General features: G+C 71.8%; 23 protein-coding genes, 1 tRNA gene and 1 pseudogene. 15 read left to right on the forward strand and 10 right to left on the reverse strand.

Annotation, left to right across the window (positions count from 1 at the left end):
• From dnaJ to B086_RS45620, 4 genes and pseudogenes are all read right to left on the reverse strand, one after another.
• Window positions 1-1,182, reverse strand: coding sequence for a molecular chaperone DnaJ (gene dnaJ, locus B086_RS0124255; protein WP_018569030.1), 1,182 nt, complete (start codon window positions 1,180-1,182; stop codon window positions 1-3).
• 42 nt (window positions 1,183-1,224) lie between these two features.
• Complete coding sequence (gene grpE / locus B086_RS0124260; RefSeq protein WP_018569031.1) at window positions 1,225-1,902, reverse strand: nucleotide exchange factor GrpE; 678 nt, start codon at window positions 1,900-1,902, stop codon at window positions 1,225-1,227.
• Complete coding sequence (gene dnaK, locus B086_RS0124265; protein ID WP_018569032.1) at window positions 1,899-3,749, reverse strand: molecular chaperone DnaK; 1,851 nt, start codon at window positions 3,747-3,749, stop codon at window positions 1,899-1,901. The genes grpE and dnaK overlap by 4 nt, the downstream gene beginning before the upstream one ends.
• A gap of 652 nt (window positions 3,750-4,401) precedes the next feature.
• A pseudogene (locus B086_RS45620) lies at window positions 4,402-5,373 on the reverse strand (MraY family glycosyltransferase); the annotation flags it as partial.
• A 347-nt stretch (window positions 5,374-5,720) separates the two neighbouring features.
• On the opposite strand from B086_RS45620, the gene B086_RS0124275 reads away from it, so the two are divergent.
• Window positions 5,721-8,027 carry a (Fe-S)-binding protein gene (locus B086_RS0124275; RefSeq protein ID WP_018569034.1) on the forward strand — a complete coding sequence of 769 codons (2,307 nt, stop codon included), beginning with the start codon at window positions 5,721-5,723 and terminating at the stop codon, window positions 8,025-8,027.
• Between the two features lie 128 nt (window positions 8,028-8,155).
• On the opposite strand, the gene B086_RS0124280 is transcribed toward B086_RS0124275, so the two are convergent.
• Window positions 8,156-8,494, reverse strand: a complete 339-nt coding sequence (locus B086_RS0124280) for an antibiotic biosynthesis monooxygenase family protein (RefSeq protein ID WP_018569035.1) — start codon at window positions 8,492-8,494, stop codon at window positions 8,156-8,158.
• A gap of 163 nt (window positions 8,495-8,657) precedes the next feature.
• Between B086_RS0124280 and B086_RS0124285 the strand changes: the two genes are divergently transcribed.
• Complete coding sequence (locus B086_RS0124285; RefSeq protein WP_078531180.1) at window positions 8,658-9,755, forward strand: Yip1 family protein; 1,098 nt, start codon at window positions 8,658-8,660, stop codon at window positions 9,753-9,755.
• A gap of 92 nt (window positions 9,756-9,847) precedes the next feature.
• Here B086_RS0124285 and B086_RS0124290 read toward each other — a convergent pair whose 3' ends face one another.
• Window positions 9,848-10,345, reverse strand: a complete 498-nt coding sequence (locus B086_RS0124290) for a phosphoribosyltransferase (protein WP_018569037.1) — start codon at window positions 10,343-10,345, stop codon at window positions 9,848-9,850.
• Window positions 10,346-10,363: 18 nt separating this feature from the next.
• On the reverse strand, window positions 10,364-10,939 hold the full coding sequence (gene dcd / locus B086_RS0124295; protein ID WP_018569038.1) for a dCTP deaminase: 576 nt from the start codon (window positions 10,937-10,939) through the stop codon (window positions 10,364-10,366).
• Between the two features lie 545 nt (window positions 10,940-11,484).
• Between dcd and B086_RS0124305 the strand changes: the two genes are divergently transcribed.
• From B086_RS0124305 to B086_RS0124335, 7 genes are all read left to right on the forward strand, one after another.
• Window positions 11,485-11,558: transfer RNA gene (locus B086_RS0124305), tRNA-Gly, on the forward strand.
• 157 nt (window positions 11,559-11,715) lie between these two features.
• Window positions 11,716-12,870: an SPFH domain-containing protein gene (locus tag B086_RS0124310; protein WP_234029353.1), complete on the forward strand. Its 1,155-nt coding sequence runs from the start codon at window positions 11,716-11,718 to the stop codon at window positions 12,868-12,870.
• A 53-nt stretch (window positions 12,871-12,923) separates the two neighbouring features.
• Window positions 12,924-14,006, forward strand: coding sequence for a hypothetical protein (locus B086_RS0124315; RefSeq protein WP_018569041.1), 1,083 nt, complete (start codon window positions 12,924-12,926; stop codon window positions 14,004-14,006).
• A gap of 519 nt (window positions 14,007-14,525) precedes the next feature.
• Window positions 14,526-14,729, forward strand: coding sequence for a cold-shock protein (locus B086_RS0124320; RefSeq protein ID WP_007383480.1), 204 nt, complete (start codon window positions 14,526-14,528; stop codon window positions 14,727-14,729).
• 243 nt (window positions 14,730-14,972) lie between these two features.
• Window positions 14,973-16,562, forward strand: a complete 1,590-nt coding sequence (locus B086_RS40645) for a DEAD/DEAH box helicase (RefSeq protein ID WP_018569042.1) — start codon at window positions 14,973-14,975, stop codon at window positions 16,560-16,562.
• Window positions 16,563-16,656: 94 nt separating this feature from the next.
• Window positions 16,657-16,815, forward strand: a complete 159-nt coding sequence (locus B086_RS44670; protein ID WP_158690412.1) for a hypothetical protein — start codon at window positions 16,657-16,659, stop codon at window positions 16,813-16,815.
• Window positions 16,816-16,919: 104 nt separating this feature from the next.
• The gene (locus tag B086_RS0124335) at window positions 16,920-17,213 is read left to right on the forward strand and encodes an SCO5918 family protein (protein ID WP_018569044.1); all 294 of its coding nucleotides are present in this window, start codon (window positions 16,920-16,922) and stop codon (window positions 17,211-17,213) included.
• A 139-nt stretch (window positions 17,214-17,352) separates the two neighbouring features.
• Here B086_RS0124335 and B086_RS0124340 read toward each other — a convergent pair whose 3' ends face one another.
• Window positions 17,353-17,865, reverse strand: coding sequence for a nitroreductase family deazaflavin-dependent oxidoreductase (locus tag B086_RS0124340; RefSeq protein ID WP_018569045.1), 513 nt, complete (start codon window positions 17,863-17,865; stop codon window positions 17,353-17,355).
• A gap of 161 nt (window positions 17,866-18,026) precedes the next feature.
• On the opposite strand from B086_RS0124340, the gene B086_RS0124345 reads away from it, so the two are divergent.
• From B086_RS0124345 to B086_RS0124370, 6 genes are all read left to right on the forward strand, one after another.
• Window positions 18,027-18,674 (forward strand): MarR family winged helix-turn-helix transcriptional regulator, encoded by a 648-nt coding sequence (locus B086_RS0124345; RefSeq protein ID WP_018569046.1) that lies wholly within the window; start codon window positions 18,027-18,029, stop codon window positions 18,672-18,674.
• A gap of 88 nt (window positions 18,675-18,762) precedes the next feature.
• Window positions 18,763-19,995: an FG-GAP-like repeat-containing protein gene (locus B086_RS0124350; RefSeq protein WP_026252728.1), complete on the forward strand. Its 1,233-nt coding sequence runs from the start codon at window positions 18,763-18,765 to the stop codon at window positions 19,993-19,995.
• 101 nt (window positions 19,996-20,096) lie between these two features.
• Window positions 20,097-21,377, forward strand: a complete 1,281-nt coding sequence (locus B086_RS0124355) for an FG-GAP-like repeat-containing protein (protein ID WP_018569048.1) — start codon at window positions 20,097-20,099, stop codon at window positions 21,375-21,377.
• A 259-nt stretch (window positions 21,378-21,636) separates the two neighbouring features.
• Window positions 21,637-21,840 (forward strand): cold-shock protein, encoded by a 204-nt coding sequence (locus tag B086_RS0124360; protein WP_018569049.1) that lies wholly within the window; start codon window positions 21,637-21,639, stop codon window positions 21,838-21,840.
• Window positions 21,841-22,168: 328 nt separating this feature from the next.
• Window positions 22,169-23,797: a DEAD/DEAH box helicase gene (locus B086_RS0124365; protein WP_018569050.1), complete on the forward strand. Its 1,629-nt coding sequence runs from the start codon at window positions 22,169-22,171 to the stop codon at window positions 23,795-23,797.
• Between the two features lie 117 nt (window positions 23,798-23,914).
• Window positions 23,915-24,268, forward strand: coding sequence for a MerR family transcriptional regulator (locus tag B086_RS0124370; protein ID WP_018569051.1), 354 nt, complete (start codon window positions 23,915-23,917; stop codon window positions 24,266-24,268).
• A gap of 24 nt (window positions 24,269-24,292) precedes the next feature.
• Here B086_RS0124370 and B086_RS0124375 read toward each other — a convergent pair whose 3' ends face one another.
• Together B086_RS0124375 and sigJ are read right to left on the reverse strand one after the other, a co-directional pair.
• Window positions 24,293-25,552 (reverse strand): NAD(P)/FAD-dependent oxidoreductase, encoded by a 1,260-nt coding sequence (locus tag B086_RS0124375; protein WP_051115910.1) that lies wholly within the window; start codon window positions 25,550-25,552, stop codon window positions 24,293-24,295.
• 134 nt (window positions 25,553-25,686) lie between these two features.
• Complete coding sequence (sigJ, locus tag B086_RS0124380) at window positions 25,687-26,631, reverse strand: RNA polymerase sigma factor SigJ (RefSeq protein ID WP_018569053.1); 945 nt, start codon at window positions 26,629-26,631, stop codon at window positions 25,687-25,689.
• Window positions 26,632-26,659 lie beyond the last annotated feature (28 nt).

Consider the following 26,659-nt stretch of genomic DNA (forward strand, 5'->3'; position numbering starts at 1 on the left):
TCATGCTCCCTTCGCGGCCTCGAACAGCTCGGCCCGCGGGTCCTGGCCCGCGGTCGCCTCGCGATACGCCTCCAGCGCGTCACGAGCCTTCCCCGACACGTCCTTGGGAACACTCACCTCGACGGTGACCAGCAGGTCCCCGCGCGTGCCGTCCTTGCGGACCGCGCCCTTGCCGCGGGCGCGCATCGTCCGGCCGTTGGGCGTGCCCTCGGGCAGCTTCAGCGTCACCGGCGGACCGCCCAGCGTGGGCACCCGCACCTCGCCGCCGAGCGCGGCCTCGTCGAACGTGACCGGCACGGTGACGGTGAGGTTGTCGCCCTTGCGCCCGAAGACCGCGTGCTCCCCGACGTGCACCACCACGTACAGGTCGCCCGCCGGACCGCCGCGCTCGCCCGGCGCGCCCTTGCCGCGCAGCCGGATGCGCTGGCCGTCGCTGACCCCGGCCGGGATCCGCACCTGCATCGTCCGGGACGACTTGGCACGCCCGGAGCCGGAGCAGACCTCGCACGGGTGCTCCGCGATCAGCCCGCGGCCCTTGCAGTCCGGGCACGGGTCGGTCAGCGAGAAGCCGCCGCCGGAGCCGCGCGCCACCTGCCCGGTGCCGACACAGGTCGGGCACACCCGCGGCGTGCCGTTCGTGTCGCCGGTGCCCGAACAGGCCTTGCACGGCTGCTGCGAGGACATCCGCAGCGGGACCGTGGCCCCCTCGATGGCCTCCGTGAAGCTCAGCGTGACCTCGGACTCGATGTCCTGGCCGCGCCGCGGCTGGGTGCGCGGACCGGTGCCCGCGCCACCCCGGTTGAACAGGCCCCCGAAGACGTCACCGATGCCGCCGCCGAAACCGCCCGACGTCCCGCCGGCCTGGCCGCCGCCGCCGAAGAGGTCGCCCAGGTCGAAGTTGAAGGAGCCGCCGCCCGCCCCGGGACCGGGACGGAACCCGCCGCCGCCGAACAGCGCGCGGGCCTCGTCGTACTCCTTGCGCTTCTTGGGGTCGCCGAGGATGTCGTTCGCCTCGGAGATCTCCTTGAAGCGCTCCTCGGCCTTGGCGTTGCCCTTGTTGGCGTCCGGGTGGTACTCGCGGGCGAGCTTCCGGTACGCCTTCTTGATCTCGGCCTCGGTGGCGTCCTTGGGGACGCCGAGGACCTTGTAGAAGTCCTTCTCGATGAAGTCCTTGGTACTCAACCCCGACGTCCCTCCTCTCGTGCGTCGATGCCTGCCGCAGCGTCAGCCCTCGTCCGGGCCACCGCTGTCCTTCTCGTCGGCCTTGCCGTCGGACGTGTCCGTACCGGACTCGTCCGCCGCCTTGACCGTCTGCGCGCCCGGCTGGGGCTCGGCCACCGCCACCCGCGCGGGGCGGATGGTGCGCTCGCCGAACCGGTACCCGGGCTGGAGGATCGCCACGCAGGTCGTCTCGGTGACGTCCGGCGCGTAGCTGTGCATCAGGGCCTCGTGGATCGTCGGGTCGAAGGGCTCGCCCTCCTTGCCGAACTGCTGGAGTCCCATCTTGGCCGCCACGGTCTCCAGCGACTCGGCGACGGACTTGAACCCGCCCACCAGCTCGCCGTGCTCGCGCGCCCGCCCGATGTCGTCGAGCACGGGCAGCAGTTCGGACAGGAGGTTCGCCACGGCGACCTCCTTGACCGCGACCCGGTCGCGCTCGACCCTGCGGCGGTAGTTCTGGTACTCGGCCTGGAGCCGCTGGAGATCCGCGGTGCGCTCGCCGAGCGCCGTACGGACCTGGTCCAGCTGAGCCGTCAGACCGGCCGTCTGAGCGGCGTCCCCGGCCGGGGCCGCCCCCTCCTCCTTGGCGGAGGGGGCGGCCTTCGGCTCGGCGTCGTCGGAGGTGGCGCCGGAGGGGACGTCGGGCTGCTGCTCGTCGAAGCCCGGGGTCTCCTCCGTCACGCGGCACCGTCCTTGCGCTCGTCGTCGACGATCTCGGCGTCGACCACATCGTCGTCGGCCTTCGCCTGGGAGGCGCCACCGGCCTCACCGGCACCGCCGGCGGCCTGCGTGCCCTGGGCGTCGGCGTACATCGCCTGGCCGAGCTTCTGGGAGACGGCGGCGACCTTCTCCGTGGCGGTGCGGATCTCGGCGCTGTCCTCGCCCTTGAGCTTCTCCTTCAGCTCGGCGACCGACTCCTCGACCTCGGTCTTGATCTCGCCCGGGACCTTGTCCTCGTTGTCCTTGAGGAACTTCTCCGTCTGGTAGACGAGCTGCTCGCCCTGGTTGCGCGTCTCGGCGGCCTCGCGGCGGGCGTGGTCCTCCTCCGCGTACTTCTCGGCCTCCTGGCGCATCCGGTCGACCTCGTCCTTCGGCAGCGAGGAGCCGCCGGTGACGGTCATCTTCTGCTCCTTGCCCGTGCCCAGATCCTTCGCGGTCACGTGCATGATGCCGTTGGCGTCGATGTCGAAGGCGACCTCGATCTGCGGGACGCCGCGCGGCGCCGGGGGCAGACCGGTCAGCTCGAACATGCCGAGCTTCTTGTTGTAGGCCGCGATCTCGCGCTCGCCCTGGTAGACCTGGATCTGCACCGACGGCTGGTTGTCCTCGGCCGTGGTGAAGATCTCCGAGCGCTTGGTCGGGATCGTGGTGTTGCGCTCGATCAGCTTGGTCATGATGCCGCCCTTGGTCTCGATGCCGAGGGACAGCGGGGTGACGTCGAGCAGCAGGACGTCCTTGACCTCACCCTTGAGGACACCGGCCTGGAGGGCGGCGCCGATGGCGACGACCTCGTCCGGGTTCACGCCCTTGTTCGCCTCGTTGCCGCCGGTCAGCTCCTTGACCAGCTCGGCGACGGCGGGCATACGGGTGGAGCCGCCGACCAGGACGACGTGGTCGATCTCGTTGATCGAGATGCCGGCGTCCTTGATGACGTTGTGGAACGGCGTCTTGCAGCGCTCCAGCAGGTCAGCGGTCAGCTGCTGGAACTGGGCGCGGGTGAGCTTCTCGTCCAGGTGCAGCGGGCCCTCGGCGGAGGCCGTGATGTAGGGCAGGTTGATCGAGGTCTCGGTGGACGAGGACAGCTCGATCTTGGCCTTCTCGGCGGCCTCACGCAGGCGCTGGAGGGCCATCTTGTCCTTGGACAGGTCCACGCCGTGGCCGGACTGGAACTGCTTGACCAGGTAGTCGACGACGCGCTGGTCCCAGTCGTCACCACCGAGGTGGTTGTCGCCGTTGGTGGCCTTCACCTCGACGACGCCGTCACCGATCTCCAGCAGGGACACGTCGAAGGTGCCGCCGCCGAGGTCGAAGACGAGGATCGTCTGGTCGTCCTTGTCGAGGCCGTACGCCAGGGCGGCGGCGGTCGGCTCGTTGACGATGCGCAGGACGTTGAGGCCCGCGATCTCACCGGCCTCCTTGGTGGCCTGGCGCTCGGCGTCGTTGAAGTACGCCGGGACGGTGATGACCGCGTCGGTCACCTTCTCGCCCAGGTACGCCTCGGCGTCCCGCTTCAGCTTCTGCAACACGAAGGCGCTGATCTGCTGCGGGTTGAAGTCCTTGCCGTCCAGGTTGATCTTCCAGTCGGTGCCCATGTGGCGCTTGACCGACCGGATGGTCCTGTCGACGTTGGTGACGGCCTGGCGCTTGGCCACCTCGCCGACGAGCACCTCGCCGTTCTTCGCGAAGGCGACGACGGACGGCGTGGTCCTGGCGCCCTCTGCGTTGGTGATGACGGTGGGCTCGCCGCCCTCCAGAACGCTGACGACGGAGTTAGTCGTGCCCAGGTCGATGCCGACCGCACGTGCCATGGTGAGTTCCTCCAGCTGACTTGAGTGCAACGGACTCAAGTGTGCACGACGACGGCGCCGGGGTCAACAGACCTGAGTCCAGCAGACTCAAGTCTTATCCATCCCTTACACGCAATGCCTCTCTGACCTGCGGAGACGCCGTCTGCTGGGGCGGAGGAACCGGATATCCGAAGGCCGGACGGGACCCGCTCCTGGGCCCGTAGCGCCCTCCGGGCGGGGTGGCGCGCGGGGCCGAGGGCGCCCGTGGCGCACGGACCACGGCCGCCGCCGTACGGGCACCGCGCGGACCGGGCGCGGCCGTGCGGGTGCCCCGGGCGCCGGACGCCGAAGCCCCGCTGCCGCCCCGGCTCGACCGCCCGGAGCCGCCGGAGGCGCCGGTGCCGCCGGAGGCGCGCAGGCCGCGCACACCCCCGCGCACACCGCCACCCAGCGCCCGCAGAAACCCCAGCGCGGCACCCGCTCCCGCGCCCGCCTTCCCCGCGCGCCCGCGCGCACCCGCGTCCTGGGCGGCCGGTAGCCCCGTCCTGGCGCGCGCACCGGTGGCCGTCCCGGCGCGGGTACCCGTCCCGGTCGCGTACGCACCGGTCGCGTACGCACCCGTCCTGTACGCGCCGGTGTGCGTGCCGGTGACGCCGGTGTGCGGCCCGGTGCCCCGGCGCGGCCCGTACACCCGTACGCGCAGCAGCCCGAGGACGACCGGCAGCAGCGCGCCCGCCGTCCACAGGGCGCTCGTCGGGGTGAGCCAGCCCGCGTGCACCAGGACGCCGACCAGCACCGTCGCGAAGGTGAGGGTGCCGAGCGCGACCGTGGCGCCCGGCGGGGTGAGGCCGAGCCTGCGCAGCCGGTGGGCGAGGTGGTCGGGGCCGCGGCGCGCCACCGCGCGCCCGGCCAGCCGCCGGGAGAGCACGACGAGCACCGCGTCGGCGGTCACCGTGGCGGTGAGCGCGAAGAGGACGGCGGCGGTGGACCCGGCCTCGTACCCCGTACGGACGAGCACCGCGGAGGCGGCCAGCACGAAGCCGGTGAACAGCGAGCCGCAGGCGCCGAACGCGATCCGCGCGGGGTGCCAGTTGTGCATGAGGAAGCCGGTGAGGGCGGCGGCGAGCACGCTCAGCAGCACCGCCAGATCGTCCATCACCTCGGCCGCCGCGCACGCGCCCGCCCCGAAGGCCATCAGCACCCCCACGGTGCCGGCCAGCCCGTCGGCGTGGTCCAGCCCGCGGAAGGCGACGGCCACACAGGCGATCCAGGCCACCGCGGCGATCCCGCCCGGCACCCCGGTCTCGTCGTACGGCACCACGCACGCCGCCGCGAGGGCCGCCCCCACCAGCAGCAGCACGGTCTTCAGCCGCCACACGTCGGCGACCAGGCCGAGCACGGCGACCCCGGCGCCCGCCGCCAGCAGCCGCCCCACGCCGTCGCTCAGCGGCGCGGCGCCCGTCCAGCCGCCGGCCGCCGCGACCAGGCAGGTGCTGCCCACCACGGCCACCCCGCCGAGCAGCGGCACCGGCCGGAGCCTGCGGCGGTCGACCAGCCCGAGCCGCAGCGCGGGCACCCGCAGCAGGGCGGAGAGCACGGCGGCGAGGAACAGGGCGGCGGTGGCGGTGGCGATCCCGTAGAGCACGGTTCTTAAATTAGGTGCATATCGGGTGTTTGGGTGTGAATAACACGATCAGATGCGAACCTGACCGAATCAAAACCCCCGGGAACCCCTCCGGGACCCCTCCGAAACCCCTCCGCACACGCCCCGCGCGCGCCTCGCACACCCCCCGCTCGGTACGCTCCGAGCAGACCCCGGCCGCACCGGACCGCCCCCGAGCAGCCCGCGCGACCCCGCGCGGCTCTCAGGTGACCCTCAGCGATCCAGATCACCCCGCGCCCGGCTACATTGCGACGGAGGATGGGGGTAGTCTCAGACGGACTGCATAAGTTACCGCTTAGTAATGTCGAGGCCGCCTCACAGGAGCCCCAATGCAACTCGCCGCGATCATCGTGTCGCTGGTCCTGATCGTGGTCGGCGTGGCACTGTTCGGCCGCGCCGTCCTCCAGATCTTCCGTTACCTGCGGCTCGGGCAGTCCGTACCCGCCGGGACCCGGACCGACGAGCCCGTGCAGCGCACCGTCACCGTGGTCAAGGAGTTCCTGGGCCACACCCGGATGAACCGCTGGGGCATCGTCGGCGTGGCGCACTGGTTCGTGGCGGTGGGCTTCTTCTCCCTGCTGCTGACGATCGTCAACGCCATCGGGCAGCTGTTCAAGGCCGACTGGATCCTGCCGGTCATCGGCGACTGGGCGCCGTACAACGTCTTCGTCGAGTTCATCGGCACCATGACCGTGCTCGGCATCCTGGTCCTCATCGGGATCCGCCAGCTGAGCCGGCCGGACAAGCCGGGCCGCAAGTCCCGCTTCGCCGGCTCCAACTTCGGCCAGGCGTACTTCGTCGAGGCCGTCATCCTCATCGTCGGCGTCTGCATCTTCATGCTGCACGCCCTGGAGGGCGCCCAGCACCACGTGAGCGGCTACGAGGCGTCGTTCTTCATCTCCTACCCGGTGGTGTCCTGGCTGCGCGGCATGGACGTCTCCACCCTTCAGAACCTCACCTACTTCTTCGCCGGCCTGAAGATCGCCACGTCGTTCATCTGGATGATCACCGTCGCGCTGAAGACGGACATGGGCGTGGCCTGGCACCGGTTCCTGGCCTTCCCGAACATCTGGTTCAAGCGCGAGGCCGACGGCGGTACGGCCCTGGGCGCGCTCCAGCCGATGACGTCGGGCGGCAAGGAGATCGACTTCACCGACCCCGGTGACGACGACGTGTTCGGCGTCTCGCAGGTCGAGCACTTCTCCTGGAAGGGCCTGCTGGACTTCTCCACCTGCACCGAGTGCGGGCGCTGCCAGTCGCAGTGCCCGGCCTGGAACACCGGCAAGCCGCTCTCCCCCAAGCTGCTGATCATGTCCCTGCGCGACCACGCGCACGCCAAGGCCCCCTACCTGCTGGCCGGCGGCGGCAAGAACGCGGAGGGCGAGGAGAAGGCGTCCGAGGAGGCCCTCAAGGACGTCCCGGCCGCCGCGCTCGCCGAGGCGGAGCGGCCGCTGATCGGCACCGCCGAGGCTGTGTCCGACAGCGGCTTCGCCGCGGGCGGCGTCATCGACCCGGACGTCCTGTGGTCGTGCACCACCTGCGGCGCCTGTGTCGAGCAGTGCCCGGTCGACATCGAGCACGTCGACCACATCGTCGACATGCGCCGCTACCAGGTGATGATCGAGTCCGCGTTCCCGTCCGAGGCGGGCACGATGCTCAAGAACCTGGAGAAGAAGGGCAACCCCTGGGGCCTGGCCAAGAAGCAGCGCCTGGAGTGGCTCAAGGAGGTCGACTTCGAGGTCCCGGTCGTCGGCAAGGACATCGAGGACCTGTCCGAGGTCGAGTACCTGTACTGGGTCGGCTGCGCGGGCGCGCTGGAGGACCGGGCGAAGAAGACCACGAAGGCCTTCGCCGAGCTGCTGCACATCGCGGGCGTCAAGTTCGCGATCATGGGCGGCGACGAGAAGTGCACCGGTGACTCGGCCCGCCGCCTGGGCAACGAACCGCTGTTCCAGGAACTGGGCATGGAGAACGTCATGTCCCTCAACGCCGCGTTCGGCGAGGAGATGGACGACGACGGCAAGGTCACCGACGAGTCCCGCAAGCCCAAGTCGGCCAAGAAGATCGTCGCCACCTGCCCGCACTGCCTCAACACCCTCGGCAACGAGTACCCGCAGCTCGGCGGCGACTACGAGGTCATCCACCACACCCAGCTGCTCCAGCACCTCGTGGACGAGGGCAAGCTGGTCCCGGTGACCCCGGTCGAGGGCATCATCACCTACCACGACCCGTGCTACCTGGGCCGCCACAACAAGATCTACACCCCGCCGCGCGAGATCATCGCCAGCGTCCCGGGCCTGCGCAACGAGGAGATGCACCGCCACAAGGAGCGCGGCTTCTGCTGCGGCGCCGGTGGCGCGCGGATGTGGATGGAGGAGCGCATCGGCAAGCGCATCAACAACGAGCGCGTCGACGAGGCCCTCTCCCTCAACCCGGACATCGTCTCCACCGCCTGCCCGTTCTGCCTGGTCATGCTGACCGACTCGGTCAACGGCAAGAAGAACGACGGCACGGCCAAGGAGTCCGTCCAGGTCGTGGACGTCGCCCAGTTGCTGCTGGACTCCGTCAGGACGCCGGTGGACCCGGCCGGCGAGGCGGAGAGCGAGAACGCGCCGGAGCCCGAACCGGTGAAGTGACGGCTCGCCACCGAGGAGTACGGACACGACGGCGCCCCCTGCCCCGCACAGGCAGGGGGCGCCGTTGTGTGTTTCGCCGTCTGTTTCGCCGTGGGGTTTCGTCGAGTGCCCCGGCCGGTCCCCCGGTCTCAGGCGGACTTGGGCGCCGCCTGCTGCACCACCTCGAAGGACCACAGGGTCGAGCCGGAGGCCGCCGGGCGCGGCCGCTCGCCGCCCGCGCCGCCGCCTTCCCCGCCGCCCTGGTGCGCGGCCTTCATCGGCCCCTCCATCCAGGCCTTGAACGACTCCTCGTCCCGCCACCGGGTGTAGACGAGGTAGGTGTCGGTCCCCTCGACGGGCCGCAGCAGCTCGAACCACTCGAACCCGTCGGAGTTCTCCACGGTGTGCGCCCGCGAGGCGAACCGCTTCTCCAGCGTCTCCCGCTGCTCGGCGGGCACGGTCAGTACGTTGATCTTGACTACGCTCATACCTCCATCCTGCCCCTCCCGCACCCCGGACCGCCCGCGCCCCACGGAAGGCGGCCGGAAGCGGTCCACGGCGCCCCGCGGACCGCCGGTGCGCCAGGAGCGCGGGGTCTCGCCGCGCGCCCCTGAAGGCCCCCTGAGAGGCGCCCGGCGCCTCCCCTAGGGGATGTCACAGCTCGGCCGCAAACCCAGCTCGTACACCCCGGCCCCCGCACGCTGTTCGCCGGGAGCGGGTACGTTCGACGACGTGGCTGGATTCAGGATCGGACGCGGCGGCCGGGACGACCGGGCCCCGCAAGCGCGCCCTCAACAACCCCCGTACGGACAGCAGACGCCGCCCCGGGCGCCGTCGCACGGCTACCCGTCGGCGCCACAGCCGTACCCGCAGCAGCAACCGCAGTACGGCCGTCCCCCGCACGCCGGCTCCGGCACGGGCGGCGGCTGGCCCGCGGCGAACGGCGGCGGCTACGGCGCCCCGGGAGGCCCCGCCGGTCACGGCGGGCAGGGCAGACAGGGCGGCCCCGGCGGTCATGGAGGGTACGGCGGCCACGGGGGCCACGGCGAGCCGGAGTACTTCGGTGACGGATCGGCTCCCGCGGGCTCGGGACCCGATCCGTACGCGGCCGACAACCCGGGCAGCACCCAGGCGTTCGCGATCGGCGAGGACCCGTACTCGCAGGGCGAGATGTACCGCGCGGGCTCGGCCCCGGCCGGCCCGATCGGACCGCGCCTGCACTGGAAGGACCTGCTGCGCGGGATCGTCGTCGCGCCGAACCAGACGTTCCTCCGGATGCGCGACTACACGATGTGGGGCCCGGCCCTCGTCGTGACGTTCCTCTACGGCCTGCTGGCCGTCTTCGGCTTCGACGGCGCCCGCTCGGACGCCATCAACGCCACCCTCTCCAACGCGGTCCCGATCGTCCTGATCACGGCCGTGGCCATGATGGTCAGCGCGTTCGTCCTGGGCGTGGTCACCCACACCCTGGCCCGCCAGCTCGGCGGCGACGGCGCCTGGCAGCCCACGGTCGGCCTGTCCATGCTGATCATGTCCCTCACGGACGCGCCGCGCCTGGTCGTCGCCATGTTCCTCGGGGGCGACGCCGGTTTCGTCCAGCTCCTGGGCTGGGCCACCTGGGTCGCGGGCGGCGCCCTGCTGACCCTGATGGTCAGCCGCTCCCACGACCTGCCCTGGCCGAAGGCCCTGGGCGCGTCGGCGATCCAGCTGATCGCGCTGCTGTCGATCGTGAAGCTGGGGACGTTCTAGAGCCGCGGACGCGGACGTGAGAAGGGGTGAGGGGGTCCCGGCGATCGCGCCGGGACCCCCCTCCTCTGCTCTCTCCCGCTCCCCCAGATCCCTCAGGCGTCGAGGACCTGTCCGGCCCGCCGCACGACGGGCGGCTCGACGCTCCACGGGAAGTTGATCCAGTCGTCGGTGCGCTTCCAGACGTACTCGCACTTCACGAGCGAGTGGGACTTCTCGTAGACGACGGCGCTGCGCACCTCGGCGACGGTGTCGAGGCAGAAGTCGCGGACCAGCTTGAGCGTCTTGCCGGTGTCGGCGACGTCGTCGGTGATCAGGACCTTCTTGTCGGAGAAGTCGATCACGTTGGGCACGGGCGCGAGCATCACGGGCATCTCCAGGGTGGTGCCGACCCCGGTGTAGAACTCCACGTTCACCAGGTGGATGTTCTTGCAGTCCAGGGCATAGGCGAGGCCACCGGCGACGAAGACCCCGCCGCGCGCGATGCTCAGCACTATGTCCGGCCGGAACCCGTCGTCGGCGATGGTCTGCGCGAGTTCGCGGACAGCGGTGCCGAACCGCTCGTAGGTGAGGTTCTCTCGTACGTCGCTCATGTGGTGGTGCCCCTCGGATCAGACCTGGGTCCGGTGGAAATTGAGATAGGAGCGCGAGGCGGTCGGACCACGCTGCCCCTGGTAGCGGGACCCGTAGCGCTCACTGCCGTACGGAGCCTCGGCGGGCGAGGTCAGCCGGAACATGCACAGCTGCCCGATCTTCATGCCCGGCCACAGCTTGATCGGCAGGGTGGCGAGGTTCGACAGCTCCAGCGTCACGTGCCCGGAGAAGCCGGGGTCGATGAACCCGGCGGTGGAGTGCGTCACCAGCCCGAGCCGCCCGAGCGAGCTCTTCCCCTCCAGCCGGGAGGCGAGGTCGTCGGGCAGGCCGATGACCTCGTACGTGCTGGCGAGGACGAACTCACCGGGGTGCAGGATGAACGGCTCGTCGCCGTCCGGCTCCACGAGCCGGGTGAGGTCCGGCTGCTCGACCGAGGGGTCGATGTGGGGGTAGCGGTGATTCTCGAACACCCGGAAGTAGCGGTCGAGCCGCACGTCGATGCTCGACGGCTGCACCATGGATTCGTCGTAGGGATCGATCCGCACCCGGCCCGCGTCGATCTCGGCCCGGATGTCCTTGTCTGAGAGAAGCACTCCCCGAGGATACGCAAGGGGCGCGGACCCCCCGCAATCGGACGGACCCACGCCCCGGCTCAGCCGCGCGCTCCTGCTCTGCGCCCTACTGCTTCAGTGCTTCAGTGCTTCACTGCTTCCCGATCAGCACCGGCACCGGCACCGCACTGCGGAGCCGGGCACACCGGGGGCACCGGACGAGCCGCCCGGGACCGAGCCGCTCGGCCTGCTGCATCGGGAACGAAGCGGTGCTGAACACGTGCCCCTCGGCACAACGGACGACGGTGCGCTCCATCAAGCCCTCAAGTCCCTTCCCCAGAACCCCGTCTGGCCTTCTGCCACCTGACGACAAAAGCCACATTACGGGATCAAAGAGACGACCCACCAGGCGGCGCTCCGGCCCCGCCGGCACCTTCCCCCACACCTCCACCGTACGCCCAACTCCGCCCCACCGGCGCCCTCCTGCCCCCACCCGAAACACCACCGACCCCCGGCACGACGGCACCGGGGGTCAGCGATGGGGTAGAGTGAGCGAGCACCGGACACCGACTCCGTCGGCGTCTTACGCGGGTGTAGTTTAATGGTAGAACATCAGCTTCCCAAGCTGAGAGCGCGAGTTCGATTCTCGTCACCCGCTCCATCGAGGCCCAGGTCAGAGACCTGGGCCTTTTTGTTGTGTTCGGGGGGCGGGCATACTGTCGGCTGGTCTCTGATCGCCGTGCAGTCATCGCCCCGGGACGGGCCGGGGAGGGCGGTGGTCGGCACAGGCGCGGGGAGTGGGGGTTGTCGTGGGGCTGATGGACCGTATCCGCGGTGAGTTCATCGACATCATCGAGTGGACCGACGACGGCCGGGACACGATCGTGTGGCGGTTTCCGCGGTACGAGAACGAGATCAAGATGGGCGCGCGGCTCGTGGTGCGCGAGTCGCAGGTGGCCGTGTTCGTGAACGAGGGGCGGCTGGCCGATGTGTACCAGCCGGGCACGTACACCCTCACGACGCAGAACATGCCGGTGCTGTCCACGCTGAAGGGCTGGAAGCACGGTTTCGAGTCGCCGTTCAAGGCCGAGGTCTACTTCGTCACCACCCGGCAGTTCACCGACTTCAAGTGGGGCACCCAGAACCCGGTGATCCTGCGGGACGCCGACTTCGGCATGGTCCGGGTCCGCGCCTTCGGCACCTTCGCGGCCAAGGTGGTGGACGCTGCCGCGCTGCTGCGCGAACTGGTCGGCACCGATCCGCAGTTCCGCACCGAGGAGGTCGGCGAGCACCTGCGGCAGCTGATCGTCTCCAAGCTGGGCTCCGCGCTGGGCTCGTCCGGCGTGCCGCTGCTGGACCTGGCCGCGCGGCAGGACGGCATCGGGCGGCAGCTGGCCGAGGCGCTGACCGTGGAGCTGTCCTCCACCGGCATCGCCATCCCCCGGTTCTACATCGAGAACATCAGCGTCCCGCCGGAGATCGAGGCGGCGATCGACACCCGCTCCCGCATGACGATCACCGGCAACCTCGACGACTACGCCAAGCTCCAGGCGGCCGACGCGATCCCGATCGCCGCGGCCAACCCCGGCACCGGTGGCGAGGCGCTCGGACTGGGCGTCGGCATGGCGCTCGGGCAGCGGATCGTGCAGAGCACCGCGGCCGGTACGGCGGCTGCGCAGACCCCCGCCGCGCCGATGGCCCCGGCCCCGCCCCCGGCGCAGCCCGCCGGGCCCGGCGTCCCGCCGCCGCTGCCCACCGCGCCGCGCTGGTTCCTCGCGGTCGGCGGGCAGCAGCAGGGACCGTACGACGAGAGCGCGCTGGCCGGGCAGGTCGCGGCCGGGAACCTGAACCGGACCACGCTGGTCTGGCGCAACGGGCAGGCCGCCTGGCAGCCCGCGGACCAGATCCCGGAGCTGGCGCCGCTGCTCGCCGATGTCCCGCCGCCGCTGCCCCCTCTGCCCCCGCAGGGCTGAGATCCGTCACGTCGGCCGGAATCCTCCGGCAACAGGCCGCAAGGAGAAGTGAGTTGACGGATCAGGACGTCGTCCCGGCTCCCGACCGGGCGTTCCACTGCGAGGCGTGCGGCGGGGTCAGCGAGTACGCGCCCGGGACGTACGCGCTGCGCTGCCCGTACTGCCGGCACGAGCAGGGCATCACACCGGTGCCGCGGCAGGTGACCGAGCACCCGTTCGAGGAGCTGGCCGCGCTGCCCCTCCGGGCGGTCGCGCCGGACCGGGTGAAGGTGTACACCTGCCCCGGCTGCCACGCGGTGACCGAGAGCGACACGCTCAGCGACAAGTGCCAGTTCTGCGCGACCCCGCTGGTCGCGGATGCCTCCGGCACCGAGCGCGTGGTGCCCGAGGCGGTACTGCCCTTCGGGGTGGGCCGCGAGCAGGCCCGTGAGGCGCTGGCGAAGTGGACCAGGTCCCGCTGGTTCGCGCCCGACGAGCTGAAGAAGGTCACCGAGGCGGAGAGCTTCCGGGGCAGCTACCTCCCGCACTGGACGTACGACGCGCAGACGACGACCCACTACAGCGGCGAGCGCGGCGAGTACTACTGGGTGGAGGAGCAGGACTCCGAGGGCCAGACCCGGAAGGTGCGGCACACCCGCTGGCACCGCGCGTCCGGGACGGTCGAGCGGTTCTTCGACGATGTGCTGGTGCCCGGCAGCGGCCAGGTCCCGGTGGAGGAACTGGACAAGCTGACCCCCTGGCCGCTGGCGGAGACGGTCCCGTACCAGGAGGAGTACCTGGCGGGCTTCCGCACCGTCCGCTACGACGTCGAGCCGGAGGCGGGTCTGGAGGCGGCGAAGGCGCGGATGGAGCCGGTGATCCGCGCGGACTGCCGGCGGGACATCGGCGGCGACGAGCAGCGGGTGCACTCGATGTCCACCTCCTACAGCGGTCTCACCTACAAGCTGGTGCTGCTGCCCGTCTGGTTCCTGACCTATCTCCACGCGGGCAGGGCGTGGCCGGTGATGGTCAACGCCCGGACCGGCGAGGTCATCGGCGAACGGCCGTACAGCGCGACGAAGATCGTCCTGGCGTCGGTGGCCGGTGCGCTGCTGATCGCGCTGGTGGTGCTGCTCGTGGTGATGCAGCGCTCCTGAGGGCCGGGGGGGGGGGCAGGCGGGGGCGGGGCGGGGCGGCTGCGTGTGCGTGTGCGTCCTGGCCGGTGCGGAAATCTGTGATTGGCGGGGCATGTTTTCGGTGCTGGCGGATTCATTTTTGACTCTGGGGGCTGAGGCTCTGGTGCCGCGGACCGTGGATGGCGGCGCCGCCGGTAGCGGGTCGCGGTGCGGAGGGGCGGGGAGGGCGCGCGCGGACCTCCGCAGGGGGCGGAAAGCTGGGTGCGTGTGACGCGGAAACCTGGTGTCGTCGGCACAGAATTACCGGCCACGGTGAGTGCAGGATTACCCGTCGGGGCGCGGCAGGAATTCGCGGACACCACGGAAAGGGCATGGGCGCCGCCAACGGACGTGTGTTAGCGTGATACCAGTTGCAGTTTTGGTTGCCAGAGATTTTTTCTTTGCAGAGCTTTCCGGGATCTTTCCGGAGGGGTGATCATCGCGGCGACTCGGCCTTCGTAAAGTGCGGAGTCCGGCACTGCCCCTCAAGGGAGATTCAATATGGCATCTGGCACCGTGAAGTGGTTCAACGCGGAAAAGGGCTTCGGCTTCATCGAGCAGGACGGCGGCGGCGCTGACGTGTTCGCCCACTACTCGAACATCGCCACCTCCGGCTTCCGCGAGCTTCAGGAAGGCCAGAAGGTTACCTTCGACGTCACGCAGGGCCAGAAGGGCCCGCAGGCCGAGAACATCGTTCCCGCCTGACGCTGACGCGAGTCGTCGCGGGCCCAGGGCCCGCGCATCACGTGCTGGGGCCCGCGCTCTTGGGGTGCGGGCCCCAGCACGTTGGTTTTTCCCGTCCGGATTCTCCCGGACCGCCGGCCGTCCCGGCCTTCAGTGCCACGAGGCCCGGCTCTTCTTTTTCTTCGGCTCATTCTTGCGAATCCTCGTGCGGCCGACGCCGCTGGACGGAATTCCTCGATACGCCGCATCGAGGAAGGTTCCTCCATGAACCGCATCCGTCGTACCGGTGGCACGTCCGGTGCCTCCGGCACGTCCGGCTCATCCGGCTCTCGCTCGTCCGGCACGTCCGGCTCTTCTTCCGGCGGTCGCTTCCGCGGTCAGGGAGCGGGCCGCCAGGCTTCCCGTACGGGCACCGGGCGACCGGCCCGGCAGAGTGGCCGCAGCGCCCCGCGCCGCCAGGAGTTCGCCCTCCCGGTCACCCTCACCGAACCGCTGCCCGCCGTCGAGACGTTCGCCGAACTCGACCTGCCCGCAGGGCTGTCGGCCGCGCTCGTCACCGAGGGCGTGAGCGTGCCCTTCCCGATCCAGGCGGCCACGCTGCCGAACACGCTGGCCGGCCGGGACGTCCTGGGCCGGGGCCGTACGGGCTCGGGCAAGACGCTCGCCTTCGGGCTGCCGGTGCTGGCCCGGCTGGACGGGCAGCGGGCCCAGCCCCGGCAGCCGCTCGCGCTGGTCCTCGTACCGACCCGGGAACTGGCCCAGCAGGTCACCGACGCGCTCGCCCCCTACGCCCGTGCGCTGCGCCTGCGGCTCGCCACCGTGGTGGGCGGCGTCTCGATCGGCCGCCAGGCGCATGTGCTGCGCGGCGGCGCCGAGGTCGTCGTCGCGACGCCCGGCCGGCTCAAGGACCTGATCGAGCGGGGCGCCTGCGTGCTGGACCAGGTCGCGGTCACCGTCCTGGACGAGGCCGACCAGATGGCCGACATGGGCTTCATGCCGCAGGTCACCGCCCTGCTCGACCAGGTTCCGGCGCGCGGCCAGCGGATGCTGTTCTCGGCCACCCTGGACCGCAACATCGACCTGCTGGTCCGCCGCTACCTGAACGACCCCGTCGTGCACTCGGTCGACCCGTCCGCCGGAGCGGTCACCACGATGGAGCACCATCTGCTCCACGTGCACGACGCCGACAAGCACACCGCCGCGACCGAGATCGCCGCCCGCGAGGGCCAGGTGATCATGTTCCTGGACACCAAGCACGCGGCCGACCGGCTCGCCAAGCACCTGCTGTCCGTCGGCGTGCGCGCCGCGGCCCTGCACGGCGGCAAGTCCCAGCCGCAGCGCAACCGGACGCTCGCCCAGTTCAAGGGCGGCCAGGTCACCGCGCTGGTCGCCACCAACGTCGCCGCCCGTGGGATCCACGTCGAGGGCCTCGACCTCGTCGTCAACGTCGACCCGCCCGGCGACCACAAGGACTACCTGCACCGCGGCGGCCGTACGGCACGCGCCGGTGAGTCCGGCACCGTCGTCACCCTGGTCCTCCCCCACCAGCGGCGCGCGATGGACCGGCTGATGGCCGACGCCGGTATCGCTCCGCGTTCCGCCCGGATCCGTCCGGGCGAGGACGAGTTGCAGCGCATCACCGGCGCCCGGACCCCCTCCGGCGTCCCGGTCACCCTCGCCGCACCGGCCGAGAGCCGCCGCGAGGACGAGGCCCCCGCCGGACGCCACCGCAGGGGGCGCGGCGGAGCGCGCGGTACGGGCGGGGCGCGAGGCAGCGGCCGCGGTACCGGGCGGGGCGGGAGCGGCCGGGTCTCCGGGCAGGTCCGCGGAGCCGTGCGGGGGAACACCGCGTAGACCGCGCCGTGCGGCACGGGCGCGGCCCGGCACGACGAAGACGAACGACTGACGAGTATCGGATGTCGACGAAGCAGAAGCCGAAGACGAACGAGTGACGACCGACGACCCGTCCGACGAAGTCGAAGAGGAGAAGCCTTTGACGTCCTTCCCGCTTGTGCCGCGCACCCGGCGGGCCGGCCACGACGACGGCACCGGCCTGTCCGCCCGTGACCCCATGCACGCCCTCGGCCGCGGGCCGTTCACCCCCTGACCCTGCCCTGACCGCACGCCGGTCCCGGTCCGGTCCCGTTCCGACCGCCGTCACACGGCCGTCCGCCCCGGCGGCGGCCTTCCCCATCCCCTGTGGAGGCATTCATGCGCTGTGTCATCGCCCGTTTCCCGTTCGACCTGCTCAAGAGCGAGGTCGAGCAGTCCATGAGCGGGATCACCCCCGAGACCGTCACCGGTGTGTCCGTGACCATCGGCCGCCGGGTCTACCCCGTCATGCAGGTCGGTGAGGTGATCACCCGTCAGAACCGCCGCGACTTCACGACCGCCGAGATGCGCCGGGCCCTCACCCGGCTCGGCTTCACCTGCCACGACGCCCCCGCGGCTCCGTCCGCGTCGGCGGGGATCATCGGGACCGACAAGGACCCGCTCGGCTGGTGACACCCGCGGGCCCGCACGAGTGACGGGCCCCGGTCCGGGGCTCCGGACCGGGGCCCTTCAGGTCCCTCACCCGGCACCCGCCGCCCGGCGCACCCAGCGCCCAGCACCCACCGGCGATTCCCCGGGCGGTGACGCGGGATCAGGATGAGCGGTCAGGCGCGCGGACGGGATCAGCCGTCAGACGCACGAACGGGATGGCCCGGCCCGCTTCGCGGAACAGGGTCTCGTCGTCGGCCGCGTGGAAGCCCATGAACGCGCAGAGGCGGCGGGCGAGCCGGGGAGTGCGGGCGGCGTAGCGGGACATGATGGCGGCGCCCTCGTCGGGCGTGAGGAAATGGGCGGTGACGGCGTGATGCCGGTTGCCGACCTGGACGACGGTCTTCGGCTGGGCGCGCAGGTTGCGGTACCAGGCGGCCCGCGGCCCGAATCCCGAGGCGACGGTCCAGCCCGACGCGTCGTGCTGCACGACCTCCAGGACCACCCGGCGGTGGAGTCCGCTGACCCGGCCGGTGTGGTGCAGCAGGAGCAGCCGCTTGCCGAACACCCACCCGAGTCCCGCGCGGAACAGCAGGATCGGTGCGCGCGCGACCAGGCGCCGCCGGCCGACGGGCAGCCGGGGGCGGTGCGGTTCCGGTGAGCTGGGGTGTGCCATCGGTGCCTTCCGCTGGTCGGACGGACAAGGTCACGGTCACGGTCACGGGCGGGAACCCCGGCCGTTCCCTGCGATGCTTCGGCCCCGTACCTTTGCACAGTCTAAATGTTCGGTTCGTTCATGGGGAGGGTCTTCGGCAGGGTCCGCGGTAGAAAGGAGACATGCCGGAGCGTGAGACCCCCGCGGGGACGAAGGACGATCGCGAGACCTCTGTGGCGACGGACGACCGTGAGACTTCTGTGGGGGCGACGGACGACCGTGAGATCCCTGCGGGGACGACGGACGACGTCGATACGGTCACCCGGGCGGTGCTGACCGCCTCCCGGCTGCTGGTCGCGGTCTCCGCCCGCTCGCTCGCCGCGGTGGAGGACCGGGTCACCCTGCCCCAGCTCCGCATGCTGGTCGCGCTCTCCACCCGCGGCGCCACCAAACTCGTCGCCCTCGCCGAGCTGCTCCAGGTGGCACCGTCCACCGCCATGCGCATGATCGACCGGCTCATCGCCGCCGGACTGGCCGACCGCCGCCCCAACCCCGTCAACCGCCGCGAGACCCTCCTCCAGCTCACCGACGAGGGCCGCCGGACCGTCGAGGACGTCACCGCACGACGCCGCACCGAGATCGCCGCCATCGTCGAACGCCTCGACCCGGCGCAGCGCACCGCCCTCATCGACGCCCTCGCCGCCTTCAACGAGGCCGGCGGCGAACCCCCCGCCCCGGCCGCCGGCGCCCACGAGCCCTTTCCCCTGGGCTGGGAGGACGGCCTGACCGGCCGCAGCGGCGAGAACTCCCCCCGGCGCACGTGCGTTTGAGACAAACAACGTGTCTATATCATGCACATAATATTCACAGGTCCGGGACACACAGGTCCCGGACATCGCGCACATTCTGGGGATCTGAGTGCGTCCGACTTCTTCGCGCGTCCTTCGCGGCGCGCTGACGGCTGCTGCCGCAGCCGCTCTCCTCGGGACCGCGACCACCGCGCCCGCCCAGGCCGCGAGCGGATACGACCGCTGCTCCTGGGGTCAGCTCTGCGTCTTCAGCGATCCGCTGGGCAAAGGCCAGATGCTGGTCGTCAAGGGCAGCATGCTGAACCTCGGCTCGTGGGACAACCGCATCAGCTCCTACGTCAACTACAGCGACTGGCCGGTGTGCTTCAACCTCGCGCCGGGACTGGACCCGGGGCAGGGCGCCGCCCATGAGTACGCGGGGCGGGGCTCCTTCGACGAGAGCGCCACACCTCAGCTGGACAACGCGATCAGCTCGCTGGACCTGGGGCCGGAGGCCGACTGGTTCTGCGAGGGCGAGAGCCGCTACGCGACCTACGGCTGGGAGAACGCGCCGAAGCACCGGCCCGCGGCGCCGACCGCCCTCGACGCCTTCGGCGACCTCAACGGCGACGGGTACACCGACCTCGTCTCCCGCAACAAATTCGGCCAGTTGTGGACCTCCCACGCGGCCAACAGCCCGGGACACGACCGGTTGGTCGGGAGCGGCTGGAACAGCATGACCCTGCTCACCCGGCACGGCGACCACAACGGGGACGGCAAGGAGGACCTGTACGCCCGGGACAAGTCCGGCACCCTGTGGTTCTACCCCGGCCGCGGCGACGGGGCCTTCGGCACCCGGATACGGGTCGGCGGCGGCTGGAACAGCATGCGCGACCTCGCCGCCGCGGGCGACCTCACCGGCGACGGCAGGGCCGACCTGCTCGCCGCCGACACCTCGGGCACCCTGTGGACGTATCCGGGCAACGGCAAGGGTGTCTTCGGGGCGCGCAAGAAGGTCGGTGGCGGCTGGAAGTCGATGAACGAGCTCGTCGGCGCGGGCGACATGAACGCCGACCGGCGGCCGGACCTGGTGGCCCGCGACACCGCGGGGAAGCTGTGGTTCTACCCCGGCAACGGCAAGGGCACCTTCGGCACGCGCCGGCTGATCGGCAAGAGCGGCTGGAACTCGCTCACCGAGCTGGCCGGCGTAGGCGATGTCACCGGTGACGGGCGGCCCGACCTGGTCGCCCACGTGCCCGGCGCGCACGGGCTGCGGGTGTACCCGGGGACCGGCGCCGCGGACGGCGGCCTCCGGGCCCCGAAGGAATTCGCCGGCCTGCCGTCCGACGCCCTGGCGCTCTGACCGGCCGTATCCAACCCCGCCCCCTCCGGGCCGGAGTCTCCTGGCCGGCACCTGCTGCCCAGGACCTGACCGGACCCTTCCGACCGAACGGAAACTCATCCATGCCTCGCACCTCCCGGGGCGGGCGTGCCCCGGGCGCGTCCCGGCCGAACCGGCGCACCGCCGCCCGGCGCGCCCTCGGCGCCGCCGTCGCCCTCGCCGCCTCCTTGGCCACCCTGGTCACCGTCGCCCCGCAGGCGGCGGCCAAGGACAACTCCGCCCGCTGCCCCGCGGGCAAGCTCTGCCTGTTCCAGTACGGCGACTACAAGGGCGAGATGAAGATCGTCTCGTCGAGCCAGCCCACCCTGGGCCGGTTCGACAACACGACCTCGTCGCTGGTCAACAACAGCTCGCTGTGGGCCGTCGCGTTCAACGACGCCAAGTACGGGGGCGATGCCTCGCTGCTCGTCCTCCCGCACAACGGGCCCATCGACCTGAGCGGCGCGTTCGACGGCACGCTGGACAACAGGATCAGCTCGATCCGGGTCGCCACCACCGAGCACGAGGCCGTCCAGGGCATTCCCTGGATGGACTGGTCCCGCGGCCCGGAGAGCGCACGGCCCGCCGGACTGCCCGCGGTGTCCCGGTTCGGCGACCTGGACAACGACGGCCGCGCCGACCTCCTGGAGCGCGCTGACGACGGCCGGCTGTGGTTCCTGCCGGGCACCGTCAACGCCGACGGGTCGACCAGGGGCAGGCTCGTCGGGGGCGGCTGGAACAGCATGACGCAGCTGGTCCGGCACGGCGACCACAACGGGGACGGCAAGGAGGACCTGTACGCCCGGGACAAGTCCGGCACCCTGTGGTTCTACCCCGGCCGCGGCGACGGGGCCTTCGGCACCCGGATACGGGTCGGCGGCGGCTGGAACAGCATGCGCGAGATCAGCGCGGCCGGTGACCTGACCGGCGACGGACGCAGGGACCTGCTGGCCCGCGACACCGCCGGGAAGCTGTGGCTGTACCCGGGCAACGGCAAGGGGATCTTCGGCGCCCGCAGGCTCAGCGGCACCGGCGGCTGGAACTCCATGAAACAGCTCGCGGCTCCGGGCGACATGACCGGTGACGGCAAGGCCGACCTGCTCGCCCGCGACGGGGCGCGCACCCTGTGGCTCTACCCGGGCAACGGCAAGGGCGCCTTCGGCACGCGCAAGAAGCTGCCCTACTCCTGGCCCGCGGACGAGCCGGTGATCGCGACCGGTGACGTGGACGGCGACGGGCGCTCCGACCTCATGCGGCCCATCGGCTACCAGGTCTTCGTCTTCCACGGGAACGGCAAGGGCTCCATCGGCGGCCCCATGGCCGACATGGGCTGGGACACCGCGTCGAACGTCCGCGTCCTCTGACCCGAGGACGCCGACCCTGCGGCCGGTGCGGCGCAATATCTGTGGTGGCCGGGTGAGGAATTGCCATGCCGCCCGGGAAGTATTCCCGGGCGACGCCCGGAAGGCAATTATGGACCCCGCGCGGACCGGTGGGGGACGTGCTAGTCTCGACGGCAGTTGCAGTTGTGGTTGCCTGACCGTTTTCTCGACGGGGTGATCATCACGGCGACCGGAGTCCGCACAGGGCGGAACTCCGAGCACCGTCCCGAAGGAGAAACAAATGGCTACCGGCACCGTGAAGTGGTTCAACTCGGAAAAGGGCTTCGGCTTCATCGAGCAGGACGGCGGCGGCCCCGACGTCTTCGCCCACTACTCGAACATCGCGACGTCCGGCTTCCGTGAGCTGCAGGAGGGCCAGAAGGTGTCGTTCGACATCGGTCAGGGCCAGAAGGGCCCGACGGCCGAGAACATCGTTCCCGCCTGACGCCCACCCGCGCAGACGCGTACTTTCGTAGCTGGGGCCCGCACCGTGAGGTGCGGGCCCCAGCTCGCTGCGTTTCCGGGGGCGGCACGGGAATTTCTGCCGTCCGGGAGGTGTTGAGATTGTTCCGGGCAGCATCAGGCGTGCCCGATCGCTTTACCGTCCGCATTTCCTCCCTGGCCTCCCTCCCGCGCCTTTCCAGCTTTCCCCCTGCGTCACCTTCTCCCTTCATCCCCCGCCCTTCGCCCTTCGGCCCGTTCTCGCGATTCTCCGCGCCGCTCCACCGCTGCGGGAATTCCTTGATACGTGTCGCATCAAGGAAGGTTCCCGTATGAGCCGCGCCCAGAGCCGCGTACGCCGCCCTGCCGCCGCCCGGGGCGACTTCGCGCCGCCCCGCACCCGTACCCCCGCGCTGCCCGCGGTCGAGTCGTTCGCCGAGCTCGCCCTGCCGCCGGAGCTGCTGGCCACCCTCGGCCGGGAGGGCGTGAGCACGCCCTTCCCGATCCAGGCCGCGACGCTGCCGAACTCCCTGGCCGGCCGGGACGTGCTCGGCCGGGGCCGCACCGGTTCCGGCAAGACCCTCGCCTTCGGCCTCGCGCTGCTGGCCCGTACGGCGGGCCGGCGGGCCGAGCCCCGGCGTCCGCTCGGTCTCGTCCTGGTCCCCACCCGCGAGCTGGCCCAGCAGGTCACCGACGCCCTCACCCCGTACGCCCGCTCCGTGGGCCTCAAGCCGCCCGCCACCGTGGTCGGCGGGATGTCGATCGGCCGCCAGGCCGGTGCGCTGCGGGCCGGGGCCGAGGTCGTCGTGGCGACCCCGGGGCGGCTCAAGGACCTCATCGCCCGCGGCGACTGCCAGCTGGACGACGTGGCCGTCACCGTCCTGGACGAGGCCGACCAGATGGCCGACATGGGCTTCATGCCGCAGGTCACCGCCCTGCTCGACCAGGTGCGCCCGGACGGGCAGCGGATGCTGTTCTCGGCCACCCTGGACCGCAACGTCGATCTGCTGGTCCGCCGCTATCTGAACGACCCGGTGGTCCACTCCGTGGACCCCTCGGCCGGTGCCGTCACCACGATGGAGCACCACGTGCTGCATGTGCACGACGAGGACAAGCACCGGACCACCACCGAGATCGCGGCGCGCGACGGCCGGGTGATCATGTTCCTGGACACCAAGCACGCGGTGGACCGGCTGACCAAGCACCTGCTGAAGAGCGGTGTCCGTGCGGCCGGGCTGCACGGCGGCAAGTCCCAGCCGCAGCGCACCCGGACCCTCGGCCAGTTCAAGAGCGGGCAGGTGACGGTGCTGGTCGCGACCAACGTCGCGGCGCGCGGGATCCACGTCGACGACCTCGACCTCGTCGTCAACGTCGATCCGCCCACCGACCACAAGGACTACCTGCACCGCGGCGGCCGTACGGCTCGGGCCGGCGAGTCCGGCAGTGTCGTCACCCTGGTGACCCCCGGGCAGCGCCGGGACGTGAGCCGGCTGATGGCCGCGGCCGGCATCACCCCGCGGATCACCCCGGTGCGCGCGGGCGACAGCGAGCTGCACCGCATCACGGGCGCCCAGGAGCCCTCCGGTGTCCCGGTGGTCGTCGCGGCGCCGGTCCCGGCGCAGGCCGGTCCCCGCTCCGGCCGGTCGTCGTCCGGTGCGTCCGGTGCATCCGGGTCGTCCGGCTCCGGGCGCTCCTCCCGCTCCCGGTCGCGCCGGTCCTCGTCCCGGTCGGGCGCGACGGCGGACTCCGGCACGGCGTCGGGCTCCGCCGCCCCCTCCCGTTCCGGCGCTGCCCCCTCCCGTTCCGCTGCTGCGGGCGCGGCGGCGGAACGTTCCGCTCCGGCGTCGTCCCGCGGCGGCCGCCGTGGCGGCGGTGCCCAGGGCCGGTCCGCCGGTGAGGCGCCGCGCCGCGGGGCGCGGCGGTCGTCGTCCGGGTCGCCGCGGACGGCTCAGCAGCGCTGAACCCGGCCGCGGTGATCCCACCGCGGCCGGATCGCACGGGTGTCCGCCGACCTGGCCGGGCGGTGGAGCGGGCGCATGGTGTTCAATTTCCCTCGAAGCGTTGCGCAACGAGGTGACATGACAGCAGGCAATCCGCTCAACGATCGACTGGACGACGACGACTACCCCGCTTACACGATCGGGCGGGCCGCCGAGATGCTCGGCACCACCCCGGGGTTCCTGCGCGCACTCGGCGAGGCCCGTCTGATCACTCCGCTCCGTTCCGAGGGCGGCCACCGCCGCTACTCCCGCTACCAGTTGCGGATCGCCGCGCGGGCCCGCGAACTCGTCGACAAGGGCACCCCCATCGAGGCCGCCTGCCGCATCGTCATCCTCGAGGACCAGCTGGAGGAGGCCCAGCGCATCAACGCGGAGTACCGCCGGGCCACGCGGGAGCGGGGCGGGGACCGCGACGCGCCGCCCTCCGGCTGAGCGCGCGCGGCCCCGCCGTACCGCTCAGGCCGGGGACTCGGCGGCGGCGCCCGCCTCGGCGACCGGATCCGTCCGCACCACCGCCCCCGCTCCGCCCGCCGGGTCCGCCGCGGCGGACCCGGGCAGGACCGGGCGGCGGCGGACCGGGAGTCCGAGCGTCGGGTGGGCGACGCCCCAGGCGGCGCCCTTGCAGACGACCTCCTTGTAGAGGGCGGCCGTCCGGCCGGTCAGGGCCGCCCGGACCGCGCGGTCGTCGGCGGTGACGTACTGGATCAGGCCCTGCCTGCGGCCCAGCGAGACGCACTGGTTGAAGTAGCGCAGCGGCACGTTCGGGAGCTTGGTGCCGGTCAGGCGGGCGGCGATGGCGTCGGCGGCCTGCCACGCCGAGGGGATGCCCGTGGCGCACGACATGCGCAGCGGCTTGCCGCCGGGGCCCGCCGCGAGGGCCGCGTCGCCGATGGCGTAGACCTGCGGGTGCGAGAGCGAGCGCATGGTCGCGTCGACCACGATCTGCCCGGTGCCGGAGACCTCCAGGGTGGTGTCCCGGGTGAGCGGGTGGAGGGCGAAACCGGCGGTCCAGACGGTGACCTCGGCCGGGATCGGCGTGCCGTCGCCGGTGGTGACGCGGCCGGCCTCGACGGCGGTGACGGCGGTGTGCTCGTGCACGGTGACGCCGAGCCCGTCGAAGACCTTCCGCAGATGGCGGCGGCCCTTGGGCGAGAGGGGCTCGCCGAGGCCGCCGCGCGCGACGAGGGCGACGTCCAGGTCCGGGCGGGCCTCGGCGATCTCCGTCGCGGCCTCCAGACCGGTGAGCCCGCCGCCGACGACGACCACGGGCGCCCCCGCCGCCAGTCCGGCCAGGCGTTCCCGCAGCCGGAGGGCCCCGGCGCGGGAGGCGACCTCGTGGGCGTGCTCGGCGGCGCCCGGCACACCGCGGCCGTCCCAGGCACTGCCGAGGGCGTGGACGAGGGTGTCGTACGTCAGTTCCTCGGCCTCGCCGGTGCCGTCCGGGTCGCGGACGGTCACGGTCCGGCGGTCGGCGTCGAGGCCGGTGACCCGCGCGATCCGCAGGGTGACACCGGTGCCCTCGAACATCGTGCGCAGCGGGCGGGGCGCGAGGTCCTGGCCGGACGCGAGCTGGTGCAGCCGGACGCGTTCGACGAAGTCGGGTTCGGCGTTGACGAGGGTGATGGCGACGTCTTCGCGGCGCAGCCGCCTGGCGAGGCGTCCGGCGGCGCTGGCTCCGGTGTATCCGGCTCCGAGGACGATGATGCGGTGCTGCATCTCCATGCTCCTGTCTTGAGCGGGTTCGCCCCTTGAACCGGGCGGCCCGCCGTTTCCTGACAGGGAGGGGATGTGAAGCACCTCACATCCCCCCCCCGGGGGGCAGTAGGCGTGGAATCACATCCCCCGGGGGGTCAGTAAGCGTGGAAGAGGGGCGCGCCGTGGTCCTCCCGCGCCCACCGCAGGGTGGCGCGCTCCAGCTTGTCGGGGTTGACCTGGCTGCGGAACGCGGCGATGCCCTCGGCCGTGATCTCCAGGCAGATGACGCCGATGACCCGCCCGTCGACGAGCGCCACCACGGCGGGGCCGCCGTTGGCGGTGCCGATGTACACCTCCGGCGAGCCGCCGGCCAGGGCGCGCTTGGCCGGGCTGGGCTTGAACAGGCCGCGCATGAACGTGGCGACCGCGCGGGCGCCCTCGAACGCCGTGGCCCGCGCCGGGACCTTCCCGCCGCCGTCGCCGACCGCGACGGCGTCCTGGGTGAGCAGCCGGACCAGCGGTTCGGTCCGGCCGCTGGTGGCCGCGGCGAGGAACTCCTCGACGACCCGCCGGGCGGCGGCCCCGTCGATCTCGGCGCGGGGCCGGCCGTCCGCGACATGCTTCCTGGCGCGGTGGAAGGTCTGCTGGCTGGCGGCCTCGGTGAGGTCGAGGATCGCCGCGATCTCGCGGTGCGGGTAGCCGAACGCCTCGCGCAGCACGTAGACCGCGCGCTCGGCCGGGGAGAGGCGCTCCAGCAGGACGAGGACCGCGTACGAGAGGGAGTCGCGCTGTTCGGCGGTGTCGGCGGGGCCGAGCATCGGGTCACCGGCGAGCAGCGGTTCGGGTAGCCACTGGCCGACGTAGGTCTCGCGGCGGGCGCGGGCCGAGGTGAGCTGGTTGAGGCACAGGTTGGTGAGGACCTTGGTCAACCAGGCCTCGGGGACCTCGATCCGGCCGGTGTCGGCGGCCTGCCAGCGCAGGAACGTGTCCTGCACGGCGTCCTCTGCCTCGCTCGCCGAGCCGAGCAGGCGGTAGGCGATGGCCTCCAGGCGCGGCCTGGAGCCCTCGAACCGGTCCACGTCGTCCACGGTCAGGCCCATGGCCCGGAATCCTAGCCGCCCCGGCCGC

It is taken from the genome of Streptomyces sp. PsTaAH-124 (genome assembly GCF_000373685.1).
In the GTDB taxonomy this organism is placed as follows: domain Bacteria; phylum Actinomycetota; class Actinomycetes; order Streptomycetales; family Streptomycetaceae; genus Streptomyces; species Streptomyces andamanensis.